The sequence below is a fragment of the Vibrio sp. Vb1166 genome (assembly GCF_033338695.1).
GTDB classification, from domain to species: Bacteria; Pseudomonadota; Gammaproteobacteria; order Enterobacterales; family Vibrionaceae; genus Vibrio; species Vibrio alginolyticus.
Genome location: NZ_JAWOTE010000037.1, coordinates 1 through 16620 on the forward strand (window position 1 = coordinate 1; position 16620 = coordinate 16620).

Consider the following 16620-nt stretch of genomic DNA (forward strand, 5'->3'; position numbering starts at 1 on the left):
ATCATCAACGAGTGCCCACACAGATTGATAGGTTCTTATTTTTAAAGAGCTTTTCTAACATTTTCAGCAACTTAGTTACTCGTTGTTAGGGGTGCGTATCTTACTTCACACCGTGAGAGAGTCAAGCATTTTTTTCAAATTCTTTTTTCTCTCTTCCCGACTCGCTGTGTGACTTTCGTCTCACTCCGTGTCGGTGGATGCGCAGTATAGGGGGTTGAGAAATTAGCACAAGCGTTTTTTGCAAAAAAACTTTCAACCGCACAAATAACGAGCATTCTGCATAAATACTCAACGATCTTGTCTAATATTTCGGGTTTCAGAGGATCTTTTCATGATGAAACACCTGACTTCTGCATTAAAAGATCGCCGATTTCTTTGTGATTTTGATTGCTGATCTTATCTCTCTTGATTCTTTTTTCTTTTTCTATCTATATAAAGACGAAAAAAAGAGCAGAACGATAACGAACTGCTCTTTGGTCTTTGCTTTTTACTTGGGGTACTTCAGGTGAAGTCTTGGAAATTACTTCTTCTATATAGAAGAAAAGATCAGAGCATCCTTGCCCTTCTCTTTTACGACAGATTAGCTAGGGGTATATCTAAATGTCGTGGTTGTTCGATGACACATTGAGCTCGTAAGAGTGGAGCATGCTTGCATTCCCAATGGCGTCATCTTCGAGAGGAACTTAGTTCTTCAATACTTTTACGGTGTAGCTACCATCTTTTTGTTGGTACAGGCCGTGGATGTCGGTTTCGAAACCTGGGTAATGCGCACCGATCTCACAAAGCATCTCTAGGAAGTCCAGCACTGGGCGAGACTCTTGAGTCACCATTTCACCAGGAAGTACTAGTGGCACACCTGGAGGGTAAGGAAGGATCATGTTCGCACTTACGCGGCCAACCATTTCTTCCAGTTTGATTTCTTCTACGTTACCGCGAAGCTCTTCTTGCCATGCTGCGTGTGGTGTTACTTTCATTTCTGGAAGTACATCGAACGCTTTGTACATTAGTTCTGGTAGGTTGTATTTCTTAGTTAGGTCATGAATTGCTTGTGCCAATTCTTGAACGCGCATGCCTTCATAGAAGCTTGGATCTTCGTTATATAGCGAAGGAAGGAAGCTCTTGATGGTTAGGTTCAAGTCGTAGCCACGTTTAAATTCAGTCAGACCGCGTAGTAATTGCATTGCTTTTGATTTGTCGATACCGATTGAGAATAGGAACAACAAGTTGTATGGGCCTGTTTTCTCAACCACGATGCCGCGCTCGTCTAGGAATTTAGCCACCAGCGAAGCAGGAATACCTGATTCTTCTAGTTCGCCTTCTTTATTCATCCCCGGAGTCAGTAGCGTTACTTTGATTGGGTCAAGATACATGTGGTTGTCATCCATGTTCTTGAAGCCGTGCCATGTATCGCTAGGGTCTAGTTTCCAACATTCTGTGGTATCGATGTTTTCTGGTTGCCATACATCGAAGAACCAGCTGTCACTTTCTGCTTCTAGGCGTTTGATCTCTTTACGGAAGCGGATTGCGCGATCGATAGAGTCTTGCATTAACTTCTTACCAGTGTTGCCGCGCATCATTGCCGCTGCAGTTTCAGTAGAAGCAACAATGCCGTACTGAGGTGAAGTTGAAGTGTGCATCATGAATGCTTCGTTGAAAGACTCTTTATCAAAGTCACCTTTCACGTGAATCATTGAAGCTTGTGAGAACGCTGCCAACAGTTTGTGTGTTGATTGTGTCTCGTAGAACACTTTGCCTGGCATCGCTTCACCACTCATACCACATTTACCTTCGTAAATTGGGTTGAAGTTAGTGTAAGGCACCCAAGCACTGTCGAAGTGGATGTGTTTACAGTCTAGCGACTCTTTGATGAATTGTGTGTTGTACAACAGACCATCGTAAGTTGAGTTAGTCACTACTGCGTAACTTGGCGCTGTTGCACCTGGTGTTTTCGCCACTTTCTCTGCGATTACATCGCGGCTGAATTCGCTTTGTGGAATACCACCAAGGATGCCGTATGCGTTACGAGTTGGGCGGAAGTAGATTGGTGTCACGTCGCTCATCATCATTAGGTGAGTCAGAGATTTGTGACAGTTACGGTCAATCAGCACTGTGCTGCCCGCAGGCGCTGAGTACATGCCAACAATTTTGTTCGATGTAGACGTACCGTTCGTTACGATGTAAGAGCTGTCCGCATTGAATGTACGTGCGATGTATTCTTCTGCATCTTTATGTGGACCTGAGTGATCTAGTAGAGAACCTAACTCAGGCATTGAGATTGATACGTCCGCTTTAAATGTATTTGGACCATAAAAATCGTAGAAGATGCTACCAGCAGGGCTTTTCTGGAATGCAGTACCACCCATGTGACCTGGAGTACAGAAGGTGTATTTACCTTCTTCTACGTATTTGAATAGCGCTTTAGTGAATGGAGGCATGATGGCATCTTTGTATGCCTCTGTCGCTTGGTTGATTTTGATAGCGATGTCGTCAGCCATACCTAAAGCATACTCGAAGAAGCTCACGTTTAGACGTAGGTCTGTTAGTGAAATATCGAGAGTAGACTGTTCGTTAGCAAATGCGTGAACAGGCAGTTTTTCGTTGATTTGGCTAATACGTTCACATAGCTCTAGTGAGTATTTATCCCAGTCGAACAGCACACCGCAAATGCGTGGGTTCATCTCAATCATTTTGATCAAGTCTTTATCATCTACTGGGTAAACCACTTCGTAGCCCGCTTTCTCAAGAGCAGCGTGAAGTTGACGAACTGGCTCTTCTTTAAAGAACACACCCATGTGGTTCAAGATAGCGAATATATTCATTTGGACATCTCCAAGGCGAATGAGGGCGCTCTTTGCCATTTACAGGCAATGAGTAAGGTGAGCGCCGCGTGAATTTGGGTTTTATAGGCTGGCACCTTAGTGCCAGCGTTTTGGGGATTAGTTGCTTGCTTGGGCAGGCATGTCGTCAGCGTGCATTTTCACGTACTGAGCAAGACCTGCTTTTTTGCTGTAGAACATCAAGATAACTAGAGACACGATGAAGGTTGCTGTTAGCGTACCGCCCTCTGCACCTGCTAGTGCGATGAAGCAGAACAGACAAGCCACACCAGAGAACAGCATTACGAAGCCGTTGCGTGTTGTCATACCTTCGAAGCGAATCAAGTTAATGCTTGAGTAGAAGTAAGGCAGCATTGTTAGTAGAACTGCGTCAGTCGTTAGCTGGTTGAACAGGTCTGATGCGTGTGCTGTTTTAGAGCTGAAGAACATCAGTACAACCATCAGTGCAGTCATCTTGATTGACGCAAGGATTAGACCTTTCTTAGGCACACCGTTTTTGTCAGTTTCGCCGTAGATTTTAGGGAAGTTGCCATCGCTTGCTGCACGTTTACCAGCCTCGCCCACCAGCATCATCCAAGAACCTAGCGAAGTGAAACATGCTAGTGCTGTGAATGCTGATACGAATGGTGCAGTCCAGCTACCGAATAGCTCAGTGGTTGCCAATGCAAATGGCGCACCTGATGCCGCAACTTCTGACGCTGGGAACATGCCGCTGATCATTTGAGTTGATAGGATGTAAATCACACCTGCGATACCAGTACCTAACATAGTTGCTAGTGGTACAGTACGTTTAGGGTTTTCTACCATACCCGTCGATACCGCTGCTGATTCCACACCTACGAATGACCATAGGCAGATAAGAACCGCTGTTACTACCGCGTGGCTGTCAGTGCCTGCTGATACGTTCCAGTTTTGGCTGTAAAGCGCAGTATCGAAGTGCGTCCAACCAAATGCAGCTGTACCAACAACTGGGATAAGGATAAGAACTAAACCAAGCGTACATAGACGGCTTACCCAGCTACCACCAAGTAGGTTGACGAAAGTGAAGATCCATACCGATGCAATCGTCGCAATACCTGCTGGAATTGGGTTATTAAGCACAGGGAAGAATACTGAAAGGTAAGAAACACCTGTAATGGCAATAGCCAGGTTACCAATCCAGTTCGCGTGGTAATAAAGAACGCCCGTTTGGAAACCAAATACCGGAGACACTTCGCCAGCATAAGCGATAGGACCACCTTCTTGTGGGTTTTTGGTTGCCAGACGAGCGTAAACGAACGCCAGACTCAGTGCACCGACCAAACAGATCAGCCAACTGAAGATTGAAACAGAGCCTACAGAGGCAAGACTAGAAGGTAATAGTGCAATACCACTACCCATCATGTTACCGGCTACGACACCCGTACAGGCAATAAGGCCGATTTTTTTCGCATTCGATGACATAACATCTCCAAATCTATTCTACTCGAGTCAACATGACTCAAACTGAATGGTTATTAGCGAGATGCTATGAGGAGGAACCTTCTCGACCTCGCTAAATTTCGAAGTGAAGACTACGCCCAAAAATCGGGAAAAAAATAAACTTGGTGTTATCAATAAAATGATTAGTTCATCAACATCAAGTTGAGATAAACATGATAAACACAAAAATATAAAACTATATTATTCATACGGTTATAAGAAAAACATCAAACCTTCTACCGATAGATAAACTCTCATCAACTCGTTGGTCATCGCGATAAAAGTTATCAACCTCTATCAACTTCCCCATCCCGAAGGGTTAATTCCCTGAAGTGTTGATTCCATAAATCTCTCCCTGATCGCGCTTTTTGACCCACATCAATATTCATCTCGCCTGCAAGAAAGCATCAAAATCATTCTCGCCACATAACTCAGCCAGACACTTCATACAATCAATAGAGATAGAGATAGAGATAGAGAAGCAAAGCGGGTATGTATTCCCGTTGCAAGCTTGCGCTGTTAGCTCCTTCGTAAGTCATTGCCCCACCGCCTCACCCTTTGCACTTTTCGACAGCGACAAAAAAGCCCCTCACCGAAATGAGGGGCTAGCATTAGACTGACGTTGAGTCCGAGAGAATTAAAGCATTCGAACGACAGAAGGGTGAACGGCGCGATACATGGCGTAATCAATCGCCTTCATGTTACTTGGGAAGACCAAGTTTTCGCACAGCAGGTACGTCTCAACCGACGTATCAATATAGAAAGCTTCACTGTAAGACTCACTGGCTAAATCCAGATCACCGTCCAATTCGGCGTGCTTACCGCGAATCACATAGGAAAGCACTGAATCACGTAACCTCAATGCCTGTCCGAGATGCCGCTTGGCTAACGCCTTGTCACCAATGATGGTTTCGTGCAGTGCTAAAGCTTCATAAATTCGCGGTTGAATTGGCCCCACCATCATTTTCACATTAGTCTCTAGTGCTTCACTGAGCTGCTGCATTCGCCCTTTCTTCAACTCCTGTGAGAAATCAAGTGCCTTTTGTACATGGTAAGCAATCAACAACTCAGCTTGAACGTAAGCATTATCCGGCTCGATTTCTAAAATGTTTTCCATCAAGTCGATACCTTGGCGGAATTGTTTAGTATCAGAGACATTAAGGTAATGGTTAGCCTGAACAAACAACTCCAACGCGTCGGGATTCATTGGCATTCCCGCCACCAGCATCGTAGATTTCAATTTGGCATCCGATACTTTCAGCACTTGCATCAAATCCAACGACGCTTGTTGAAGCACTGTCTTTAAATGACTACTGGTTAACGCGTATTGACGACTAAACAACACCTTTTCAGATGAGTTATTGCGATATTCCACCTCTAAAAAGCTACCACCATCATTTTCACGAACCCGCACCACAACCGATTTGCCCGGCACAATACCCGAGGTAAACGACGCCTTCTTTAGCATGACTCGGTAATCGCTCACTTGAGCAATGTCGGACATCAACTTTTGGGCGAATCCGTCTGCCAAATCGTAGCTTAATCCTTCACTCGTAAAATTATCTTGAAACTTGAACTCAATCAGATGGGTATCGATGGCTTGGGTAATACGCACTTCCGATTGCTTGTAGGTAAACACGCCCATCACTACGACCAACATACTGATCCAGATGAAGTTCATAATTCCCAATCGCCAAGGACTGATTTTGTTTTTGCTCTGAGGGGCTTTTTTCTCTTTTGACATCTCGCAGACCGCGCGAGTTAGAGGACCGGCAGGAAAGGTAACGGCTGGTGCTATAGGTAGACAATCCTCTTCCGATTCTTCAACCGAAGGTGGGATCTCTTCATTTTGCCGACTTGTGACAAACTCTTCATGCGTCATAGCAACCACGTTAGCTACCAGCTTATAGCCACGCTTGGGCACCGTGATAACGTAGTTGGTATTTTCCTCTCGACCGTCACGTAGTAGCTTACGCAACTCAAAGATGGATTGAGTCACCACTTGATCGGTCACAATCGCTCCAGCCCAAACGTACTGAATCAATTCCTCGCGGTTGAACACCTCATTCGCATGCTCCGCTAAGAAGTGCAAAAGATTAATTAAGCGTGGCTCAACAGTAACTTCCCTATCTTGTCGATACAGCTTATTTTCATCAACGCTCAAAACCCAGTCATTGATTTGAAAATAGACTCCAACCATGTATGAAAACTCTCGTATCTACAGACAGCGTTACGGTAGGAATCAGACCATGGTTGATTCCTACAAGTAACTAAAGGCAAGATTATAGGTGGGAAAGCAGCGTGTACCTAGAAAAGCAAGTCGCCAAAAATGCAAACTTAAGTTAAGTGATTCAAGAATGAGACTACTCAAGTGCTGCAAGGATAGAGCAATGTGTGGCGTCATCGTCTGTATGACCACAACAAGCATCATTAATCTTCTTTAACGCTCGGCGAATTTTCGTCAGCTCGTTAATTTTTCCATCAATCAGCTCTAACTTAGCAGAAGTAATGGCTTTTACCTCTGCACAGCTGTGTTCTGTCGCTTCTAACTTAATTTCTAACAAGTCTTTAATTTCATCCAGACTCAAGCCAAGATCTTTACCTTTGAGGATAAAGTGCACCTGCTTTTGATTCTCTTCATCATACAAGCGGTAGCCTGACTCACTTCGCCCTGCGGGTTTTATTAGCGCGTTTTTCTCGTAGAAACGCAATGTATCGGCAGTCACACCACAACGTTTTGCCAGTTCACCTATCTGAAACATAACTTTCCCTATTAACTATCTCGTTACTTTTAAAGCTAAAGAACGACTTTTTTGCAATTATTTTTGAGATGCCAAACGATTGCGCGAGCTTTTTTGTAATAAATTGGTTAGAATACGCGCCATCAAATGTGGAGACTGTTTTCTAACCAGAAAACACCCTGCAAAGGTCTTTACCAAAACTGGCCAATATTTTACCCCAAGAGGTAAAAACAAGTTCATTTTTGGCAAACATCTTTAACTCCGTGAATTTGAGGAAAATGGAAGCATGAATAACGCTCGTCCTATTCGCCGTGCGCTTATCAGCGTATCAGACAAAACAGGTATTGTTGAGTTTGCGCAAGCTCTTGCTGAGCGCGGTGTCGATATCCTATCTACTGGTGGTACAGCTCGCCTACTTGCCGAACAAGGCATCGCCGTAACCGAAGTCTCTGACTACACTGGTTTCCCAGAAATGATGGACGGCCGCGTTAAAACGCTTCACCCAAAAGTTCACGGTGGTGTGCTTGGTCGTCGTGGCCAAGATGATGTCGTGATGGAAAAGCACGGCATCAACCCTATCGATATGGTTGTCGTAAACCTATACCCATTCGCAGAAACCGTTGCCAAAGAAGGCTGTACACTAGCCGACGCGGTTGAAAACATCGATATCGGCGGCCCAACAATGGTTCGTTCTGCAGCGAAAAACCACAAAGACGTGACTATCGTTGTTAACGCAGGTGATTACGGCCGCGTAATTGCAGAGATGGACGAAAACGACAAATCTCTCACTCTCGAAACTCGCTTCGACCTTGCCATCGCTGCTTTTGAACACACTGCCGCTTACGATGGCATGATCGCAAACTACTTCGGCACTATGGTTCCATCTTACGGTGAGAACAAAGAAGGTGATGAAGAGAGCAAATTCCCTCGTACGTTCAACCAACAGTTCGAGAAGAAGCAAGACATGCGCTACGGTGAGAACAGCCACCAAGCAGCCGCATTCTACGTTGAAGCAAACCCACAAGAAGCATCCGTTTCTACTGCTCGCCAAATCCAAGGTAAAGCCCTTTCTTACAACAACATCGCAGACACGGACGCCGCACTTGAGTGTGTGAAAGAGTTCAACGAGCCAGCATGTGTAATCGTAAAACACGCAAACCCATGCGGTGTTGCTCTAGGTAAAGACATCCTAGAAGCGTACAACCGTGCTTACCAAACTGACCCAACATCTGCATTCGGCGGCATCATTGCATTCAACCAAGAACTGGATGCTGAAACAGCAACCGCTATTGTTGAGCGTCAATTCGTTGAAGTGATCATCGCACCTTCTGTTTCTGCTGAAGCGATTGAAGTGGTTGCCGCGAAGAAGAACGTACGTCTACTTGAGTGTGGCGAATGGACAACGAAGACAACTGGCTTTGACGTGAAACGCGTGAATGGCGGTCTACTGGTTCAAGACCGCGACCAAGGCATGGTAAGCCTAGACGACCTAAAAGTGGTTTCTAAGCGCCAGCCAACAGAAGAAGAGCTAAAAGATGCACTGTTCTGCTGGAAAGTAGCGAAATACGTGAAATCTAACGCGATCGTTTACTCGAAAAGCGACATGACTATCGGTGTAGGTGCTGGCCAAATGAGCCGCGTTTACTCTGCGAAAATCGCAGGCATCAAAGCTGCAGACGAAGGTCTACAGGTTGAAGGTTGTGTAATGGCATCAGATGCATTCTTCCCATTCCGTGACGGCATCGACGCGGCTGCAGAAGCGGGCATCAAGTGTGTTATCCAACCAGGTGGTTCTATGCGTGATGACGAAGTTATTGCAGCAGCAGACGAACACGGCATGGCGATGATCTTTACCGGTATGCGTCACTTCCGCCACTAATCCTCTCGTCTTCACTGGGACGATAACTGCGTTGACGGTGTTCACTTATCCTAATCACATAGCATACTATGCTCATAGGAATAAGTTCACTTGTCGCCTTGTCCTCGTCCCACTGAATTAGAGAGGCCATACTCAGGTCTTTGCGAAATATCTGAGTTTGAGCAAACGGTATTTATAAGATTAAGGATTTTCATATGCGAGTTTTAATCATTGGTTCAGGCGGTCGTGAACATGCGCTAGGCTGGAAAGCAGCGCAAAACCCAAATGTTGAGACTATTTTCATTGCTCCAGGCAACGCAGGTACAGCACTAGAGCCAAAACTAGAGAACGTAAACATCGATGTAGAAGACATCACTGGCCTTGTTGCTTTCGCCAAAGAGAAGGCGATTGAACTGACTATCGTTGGCCCAGAAGCACCATTGGTTATTGGTGTGGTTGATGCGTTCCGCGAAGCGGGCTTACCAATCTTTGGTCCTACCCAAGCCGCAGCGCAACTTGAAGGCTCTAAAGCGTTTACTAAAGACTTCCTTGCTCGTCACCAAATCCCAACGGGTGCCTACGCGAACTTCACTGAAATCGAGCCTGCACTGGCTTACGTGCGTGAGCAAGGTGCGCCGATTGTGGTGAAAGCCGACGGCCTTGCGGCTGGTAAAGGCGTGATTGTGGCAATGACGCTAGAAGAAGCCGAAGACGCAATCAAAGACATGCTAGCTGGTAACGCATTTGGTGATGCTGGTAGCCGTGTAGTTATCGAAGAGTTCCTAGATGGTGAAGAAGCAAGCTTCATCGTGATGGTCGATGGCGAGAACGTTCTGCCAATGGCCACCAGCCAAGATCACAAACGCGTAGGTGACAAAGATACAGGTCCTAACACTGGTGGCATGGGAGCATACTCTCCAGCTCCAGTGGTAACACAGGAAATCCACAACCGCATCATGGAAAAAGTGATTTACCCAACAGTACGTGGCATGGCCTCTGAAGGTAACCCTTACACTGGTTTCCTATACGCGGGTCTGATGATCGACAAAGACGGCACTCCGAAAGTAATCGAGTACAACTGCCGCTTCGGTGATCCTGAGACACAACCTATCATGATGCGCATGGAATCGGATCTTGTTGATCTGTGCCTAGCGGCAATCGACGAGAAACTGGATCAAGCGGAATCGAAGTGGGATCCACGAGCATCGATTGGTATCGTGTTAGCAGCCGGTGGTTACCCAGCTGCATACAACAAAGGCGACGTAATTTCGGGTCTGCCACAAGTTGAAATTGAAGGCGAAAAAGTCTTCCATGCAGGTACAGATAACAAAGATGGCGACATCGTGACAAACGGTGGTCGCGTTCTTTGTGCAACGGCACTTGGCAACAGCGTATCAAAAGCGCAGCAGCGTGCTTACGAGCTTGCAAAACAGATCCGTTGGGATGGCATGTTCCATCGCAACGATATCGGCTACCGTGCAATTGCACGTGAGCAAGACAAATAAAAACAACATAAGTTGGCTAAAAAACAAAAGGCGCACTCAGCGCCTTTTTTTATTGTTCTTGTTCGACAGAATTCGAAGCAATGTTTATTCAGAGATCAACTTTGGCCGAGAAACACAATCAAAGTCATCGTCATTGAGCATCAACAGTTCATCGACCATTGCTTTGTTTCGTGACTGCTTGCCGACAAAAGCCACATAACTGTCTACCGATGAGAGACGCTCGATAATAAATTTTGGCAGCGTCTGATTAAACTCGAGTGTCGAGAACACCTTACCTTTGCAGGTTTCAAACGATTGACCATTCCAATAACCTTGAATAAGGCTCTGATTGTTACGAGACTGCGCCTTAACCGATGCCACTACGTCATTCGCTTCTGCTTTGTAGCGCTCTAATTGGTCATGCTGGAGTGGTAAGACTTTACGGTTAACACGATATTGTTGGTAAACCGCTTCGCCATCTTTATTGAAACGGATGTGGATTTGAAAAGGCACCAACTCTTGTTTGGTATCAACTTGCTCGCCTTTTCGAATCAACTCTCGCAACTCACCTTCATCCCAGCGATAATCACTCTTGAACCAACCATTGTCCCCCATAGTCACATAATCAGCCGCCGTACTCACACGAGTGAGTTTCTCTGTCATCCAGTACAAGCTGCTAGCATCTCCCGCAACTTTACCACCAGAAAAATGCGTGAATTGTTCTAAATTAGGAGTTTCAACCGATGAACAGCCAAAAAGGGTAAGGCTAGATAGGAGAAGTGAAGTGAGTAGATGTTTTTTCATGAAATTGCACCGAGGCAGGATACCTCGGTGCATTCTAACTTAGTTTACTGATTCTTTCAGCGCTTTACCTGCTACGAATGCTGGTACGTTAGCTGCTGCGATTTGAATCTCGTCACCAGTCTTAGGGTTACGACCAGTACGTGCAGCGCGGTGGTTTACTTTGAATGTACCAAAACCAATTAGTTGAACTTGGTCACCCTCTTTAAGTGCGCCAGTTACGCCATCAAGAGTCGCTTCAAGAGCAGCTTTTGCTTGTGCTTTTGATAGGTCTGCTTTCTCTGCGATAAAGTCGATTAATTGGGTCTTGTTCATTAGGTTTCCCTTCTCATAGGTTATCGAATTCGTCTCACTCTAAAACATAAATGCCCCATCTGGCAAAGGTTTGTAAGCGATCTTTCGATTTTCTGACGTACTTTTAGCCATAATATGAGTAATAACTCACAATTTGTTACCACATACCCCCTGAAAACCCTTGCTTTCCAAGGTATTTGGACCAATTTATAAGTCACTTTTGCGGTTATAATAGCTGCAAATAACCACTATCAAACTACATTCAAGGGCAACTATGCTGCTGTTATCCATTTATATCTCTATTGCAATCGGCATTTCGTTTATCTGTTCGGTGCTGGAGGCGGTACTGCTGAGTATCAGTCCGAGCTACATTGCGCAGCTCAATCAACAGGGGCATCCCGCAGCTGGGCAATTGGCTAAGCTGAAATCAGATATCGACCGACCACTGGCATCTATTCTGACTTTAAACACCATCGCTCACACTATCGGCGCGGCCACTGCTGGTGCACAAGCTGCAGTTGTATTTGGTAGCGAAGCATTAGGTATCTTTTCGGCAGTGCTGACATTGGCGATCTTAGTGCTTTCAGAAATCGTACCGAAGACGATTGGCGCGACCTACTGGCGTCAGTTGGCACCCACTGCCGCGGTCGCATTGCGTTGGATGGTATGGGCGCTTACACCCTTTGTTTGGTTCTCAGAGCAAATCACCAAGCGTCTTGCTCGTAACCACGAAGCTCCAAAGATGCGTGATGAGCTGTCTGCAATGGCGATTCTGGCACGTGAAAGCGGTGAATTTGCCGAGGGTGAATCAAAAATCTTAAGCAACTTGCTTGGCATCCAAGATGTACCCGTAACGCAGGTTATGACGCCACGACCAGTAGTATTCCGTGTCGATGCCACAATGACCATCAATGAGTTCCTAGAAAAACACAAAGATACGCCTTTCTCACGCCCATTGGTTTACAGCGAACAGAAAGATAACATCATTGGTTTTGTGCATCGCCTTGAGTTGTTCAAACTACAACAATCAGGTTGTGGACAAAAACAGTTGGGAGCAATCATGCGCCCAATTCAAGTGGTGCTAAACAATACTACTTTACCTAAAGTATTCGACCAGATGATGACTCATCGCTTACAGCTGGCACTTGTTGTTGATGAATACGGTACCGTGCTAGGTTTGGTAACGTTGGAAGATATTTTTGAACACCTCGTAGGCGAGGAGATCATCGACGAAGCAGATAAAAGCACTGACATGCAGGAGCTGGCTTACCAACGCTGGGAAAGCTGGAAAGAAATGCACGGCGTAATCGAAAGCCGCGATGACGATGAAGAAGATAATGAGCCGGAGAAGCAGGATAAAGAGCCAGAAGCTCAAGAGCCACCGAAACCCGACTCGAAAGAATCGTAATCAGCATTAGGTATAACAGCTTAAACGCACAAACAAAAAAGGCATCCAGTTAGGATGCCTTTTTCTATTTATTCAACGATTAAAGTGCAATACCGATGTTGCTCACACCTTCTTCACGTATCTCTTCACGCAAATCTTTAATCAAGCTGATGTCACGTTCTATCGCTTCACGCAGCGGACGGAAGATAGCCCACTGGACGTCCCACTCTTCACATACGGCTTCGTTTTCTTTCTGGTTGTCGTTAGTGATTGGCTCTGCGCCTTGTGCTTGCTCTAGATCAGCAACGGTTTGTACCGACTGTTGACTCACTTTAAGCATTGAATCAAAAAGGTAGTCGCGATCCAATAGACCATGCAGTAACGTAGACAAACCCTGACACGCGTCCATCGCTGGGTAAACGCCGTAAAAATCGAACTCATCCGCACTTGGGAACAACTCTTCTAACTTCTCCAATTGACGTTCGAAGTTAATTTTCGCGTTCTTAACTGTCAAAATTTCCCATACACTATCAAGAATCGCTCGGTAAGCACGCGGGTCAGCAAATTCTGTATTCTCACAAAACATCGCATAGTTTGGATACATGCGTTCACACAGACACGCCACAAAGGTAATTTGTTGCCAAGGTTCTAGTTTTTCTAAACGAACCTGAAGAGGATTCTTAAGCATAGTCACTCAATCATTGAAGAAAAAAACAGCGAAAGTGTACTTGATTCATCACAGGGAAAAAAGTTAATGCCGCATTCAAATCAGATTTTCCTGCTCTCAGAGCATCGCGACACCTACAAAACGTTACTGGCAGAGAAAAATCTGCCCGATCTTTGTCTCACCGACCAACCAGAAGCCGCTCAGATCGTACTAGCGGATCCACCCTTACTATCACAAAGCTTAGACGAGTTTTCACAGCTTGAATGGGTGCAATCCACGTTTGCTGGTGTCAACGCCTTAACATCCCCTAGCCTTCGTCAGGACTATACTCTAACTAACGTTCGAGGCATCTTTGGTCCACTGATTGCTGAATATGTTTTGGGTTACAGTATTGCCCATTACCGCCACTTTGCCCGATACCACCAGCAGCAACAAAACAAACAATGGCAGCCTCACCTGTACACGTCATTAAAAAGTAAAACCATGGTAATTCTTGGTACCGGTAGCATTGGGGGCTATCTGGGCAACGCCGCTAAAGCAATGGGGATAAAAACTATCGGTATTAACCGCACAGGTATCCCTACTCCAGGCGGCGAGTTTCATCAGACCTTTCATATCAATGAACTAAGTAAGGCATTTGAGCAAGCCGACATCGTTGTGAATACTCTACCAAGTACACCTGAGACGCGACAGTTACTTAATCGTCAAACGCTCAGCCAACTAAACCAGGCGTTATTGTTTAACGTAGGTCGTGGCGACGTACTGGATGAGGCAGGGTTGCTCTTCGCTCTGAAAAACCGTTGGGTAGAACACGCCTTCTTAGATGTGTTTGAGCAAGAACCGTTGTCGGTAGAGCATCCATTTTGGAAACTACCGCAAGTCACCATCACTCCACACATTGCTGCGCTGAGTTTTCCCGAGCAAGTCATCGAGATTTTTGCTGACAACTATCTACGCTGGCGCGATGGGTTTTCATTAAATTATCAAGTGGATTTCGAAAAGGGTTACTAAGAATGTCGTTAGACGAGCTATTGCAGCAAGTGAGGGCCTGCCAGATCTGCGCGGATAACTTACCTTTGGGTGCAAACCCTGTCGTGCAAGCAGCAAAAGGGGCACGCATCCTAATCATCGGCCAGGCCCCTGGCACACGTGTACACAAAACCTCGATACCTTGGAATGACCCAAGTGGTGATCGATTACGCCAATGGCTCGATATCGACAAAGACGTTTTCTACGACCCAAATAAAATTGCCATTGTCCCAATGGGATTCTGTTATCCAGGCAAAGGGAACTCTGGTGATTTACCGCCTCGTAAAGAATGTGCGCCCACTTGGCATAAAAAGATTCTTGAGCAGCTGCCCAATATAGAGCTCACTCTACTAATTGGTCAGTACTCGCAGCAGTACTATCTCACCAACAAACCAAAGACGCTCACGCAAACCGTTCAGCAATGGCAAGATTGGGAACCGGACTTTATCCCGCTCCCTCACCCATCCCCACGCAATACATTGTGGTTAAAGAAGAATCCTTGGTTTGAATCTGACGTCGTGCCATACCTTAAAAAACGCGTTCACTCGATGCTTTAGGTTACCCATGATCTAATTGCTTGTTTATCTGTACAAGAAAATTAGAACATAAAACCAGAAATCATAAGTATTTGTTTATATTAAACTTTAATGTCTAGTGTACAGCTAGAGTAGTAATTAGATCATAGTAGGCCAAATACTACTAGAGCTGTACAGCCTTGAGTCTCAGATAGAAAAACTGAATTTTAGGTAAAAAAATACCGGCACTGAATGCCGGCATTTGATTTCAAAAAGTCGAAGTTACTTGTGGTACGGCTTAGATAGCTCGTGTACCGCTTCCACAAATACGCCCGCGTTTTCTGGCGGCACATCCAAATGGATACCGTGACCTAGGTTGAACACATGACCAGTACCTGCATCACCAAAACCTTCTAGAATACCCGCGACTTCTTCACGGATACGCTCTGGTGAAGCGTAAAGCATTGATGGGTCCATGTTACCTTGCAGAGCCACTTTATCACCGATACGTGCTTTCGCGTCTGCAATGTTGATTGTCCAGTCTAGACCAACCGCATCACAGCCCGTTGCAGCGATTTGCTCAAGCCACATGCCGCCATTCTTAGTAAACAGTGTGACTGGCACGCGACGACCGTCGTTTTCACGAATCAGACCATCTACAATCTTGTGCATGTATTGCAGTGAGAACAGATTGTAATCACGAGGCGTTAGTACGCCACCCCATGTGTCAAATACCATTACCGATTGCGCACCCGCTTTAATTTGCGCGTTTAAGTACTCGATAACGCTGTCTGCCAGCTTATCTAGAAGTAGGTGCAGAGTTTGTGGTTCCGCGTACATCATCTTCTTTATCTTGGTAAACGCTTTAGAGCTACCACCTTCGATCATATACGTCGCAAGAGTCCAAGGACTACCAGAAAAACCAATCAGCGGCACTTCACCCTTCAGGTCTTTACGGATCTGGCGTACTGCGTTCATTACGTATTGCAGTTCACCTTCAGGATCTGGCAAACCAATTTTTTCCACGTCGGCTTTGCATGTAATTGGGTTATCAAAAACAGGCCCTTCACCCGCAGCAAAACGCAAACCAAGCCCCATTGCATCTGGAATCGTTAAGATGTCCGAGAATAAGATCGCGGCATCAAGAGGAAAACGGCGTAATGGTTGAAGTGTCACTTCGGATGCTAATTCTGCATTTCGACACAAAGACATGAAATCACCCGCTTCTGCACGAGTCGCTTTGTATTCTGGTAGGTAACGACCTGCCTGGCGCATCATCCATACTGGCGTGTAATCTACCGGCTCTTTTAAAAGCGCACGCAGATAACGATCATTTTTTAATTCAGTCATTCCGTAATTCCAACTGTTAGGCTTTCTGTGAAAGGGGGTATTCTATCACTGATTTAAGTCCAATAGCTGTGTGCTTTGCAACCTGGATCAAGTTATTAACTTTTAAATCAATGCTTAATTTGCACCCAATCGGTATCAGTGTTAAAAATTTGTTCGCTAGCGAAAACTACAATTATAAACTGAGTACTTAGTACTC

At 45.5% G+C, this 16620-nt stretch carries 13 protein-coding genes; 5 read left to right on the forward strand and 8 right to left on the reverse strand.

Going from position 1 to position 16620, the window contains the following annotated elements; translation table 11 throughout:
• Positions 1–683 precede the first annotated feature (683 nt).
• The 4 genes from R7E51_RS22075 to zntR all read right to left on the reverse strand — a co-directional run bounded on the left by R7E51_RS22075 (position 684) and on the right by zntR (position 7060).
• Positions 684–2819 carry a lysine decarboxylase CadA gene (locus R7E51_RS22075; protein ID WP_005481757.1) on the reverse strand — a complete coding sequence of 712 codons (2136 nt, stop codon included), beginning with the start codon at positions 2817–2819 and terminating at the stop codon, positions 684–686.
• Between the two features lie 117 nt (positions 2820–2936).
• Entirely contained in the window at positions 2937–4280 is a 1344-nt protein-coding gene (gene cadB, locus R7E51_RS22080) for a cadaverine/lysine antiporter (protein WP_017821792.1), read from the reverse strand.
• A 655-nt stretch (positions 4281–4935) separates the two neighbouring features.
• Entirely contained in the window at positions 4936–6498 is a 1563-nt protein-coding gene (gene cadC / locus R7E51_RS22085; protein ID WP_206958550.1) for a lysine decarboxylation/transport transcriptional activator CadC, read from the reverse strand.
• Positions 6499–6661: 163 nt separating this feature from the next.
• The gene (gene zntR / locus R7E51_RS22090) at positions 6662–7060 is read right to left on the reverse strand and encodes a Zn(2+)-responsive transcriptional regulator (protein WP_005382529.1); all 399 of its coding nucleotides are present in this window, start codon (positions 7058–7060) and stop codon (positions 6662–6664) included.
• Positions 7061–7325: 265 nt separating this feature from the next.
• Here zntR and purH point away from each other — a divergent pair, with 265 nt between their 5' ends.
• Entirely contained in the window at positions 7326–8918 is a 1593-nt protein-coding gene (gene purH, locus R7E51_RS22095) for a bifunctional phosphoribosylaminoimidazolecarboxamide formyltransferase/IMP cyclohydrolase (RefSeq protein ID WP_017821794.1), read from the forward strand.
• Positions 8919–9112: 194 nt separating this feature from the next.
• Entirely contained in the window at positions 9113–10402 is a 1290-nt protein-coding gene (gene purD / locus R7E51_RS22100) for a phosphoribosylamine--glycine ligase (protein ID WP_206958551.1), read from the forward strand.
• An 84-nt stretch (positions 10403–10486) separates the two neighbouring features.
• Here the strand turns inward: purD and R7E51_RS22105 are convergent, their stop codons facing one another.
• Both R7E51_RS22105 and hupA read right to left on the reverse strand, forming a co-directional pair.
• On the reverse strand, positions 10487–11185 hold the full coding sequence (locus R7E51_RS22105; protein WP_053307544.1) for a DUF1481 domain-containing protein: 699 nt from the start codon (positions 11183–11185) through the stop codon (positions 10487–10489).
• 39 nt (positions 11186–11224) lie between these two features.
• Positions 11225–11497, reverse strand: coding sequence for a nucleoid-associated protein HU-alpha (gene hupA, locus R7E51_RS22110; protein WP_005382524.1), 273 nt, complete (start codon positions 11495–11497; stop codon positions 11225–11227).
• Positions 11498–11750: 253 nt separating this feature from the next.
• Here hupA and R7E51_RS22115 point away from each other — a divergent pair, with 253 nt between their 5' ends.
• Entirely contained in the window at positions 11751–12884 is a 1134-nt protein-coding gene (locus tag R7E51_RS22115; protein WP_005382522.1) for a hemolysin family protein, read from the forward strand.
• 79 nt (positions 12885–12963) lie between these two features.
• On the opposite strand, the gene R7E51_RS22120 is transcribed toward R7E51_RS22115, so the two are convergent.
• A complete protein-coding gene (locus R7E51_RS22120) occupies positions 12964–13551 on the reverse strand; it encodes a YjaG family protein (RefSeq protein WP_206958552.1) in 588 nt (195 codons plus the stop codon).
• Positions 13552–13617: 66 nt separating this feature from the next.
• On the opposite strand from R7E51_RS22120, the gene R7E51_RS22125 reads away from it, so the two are divergent.
• Complete coding sequence (locus tag R7E51_RS22125) at positions 13618–14541, forward strand: D-2-hydroxyacid dehydrogenase (RefSeq protein WP_005382519.1); 924 nt, start codon at positions 13618–13620, stop codon at positions 14539–14541.
• A 2-nt stretch (positions 14542–14543) separates the two neighbouring features.
• Positions 14544–15116: a uracil-DNA glycosylase family protein gene (locus R7E51_RS22130; RefSeq protein WP_005382518.1), complete on the forward strand. Its 573-nt coding sequence runs from the start codon at positions 14544–14546 to the stop codon at positions 15114–15116.
• Positions 15117–15356: 240 nt separating this feature from the next.
• On the opposite strand, the gene hemE is transcribed toward R7E51_RS22130, so the two are convergent.
• Complete coding sequence (gene hemE, locus R7E51_RS22135) at positions 15357–16424, reverse strand: uroporphyrinogen decarboxylase (protein ID WP_005384692.1); 1068 nt, start codon at positions 16422–16424, stop codon at positions 15357–15359.
• Positions 16425–16620: the final 196 nt, after the last annotated feature.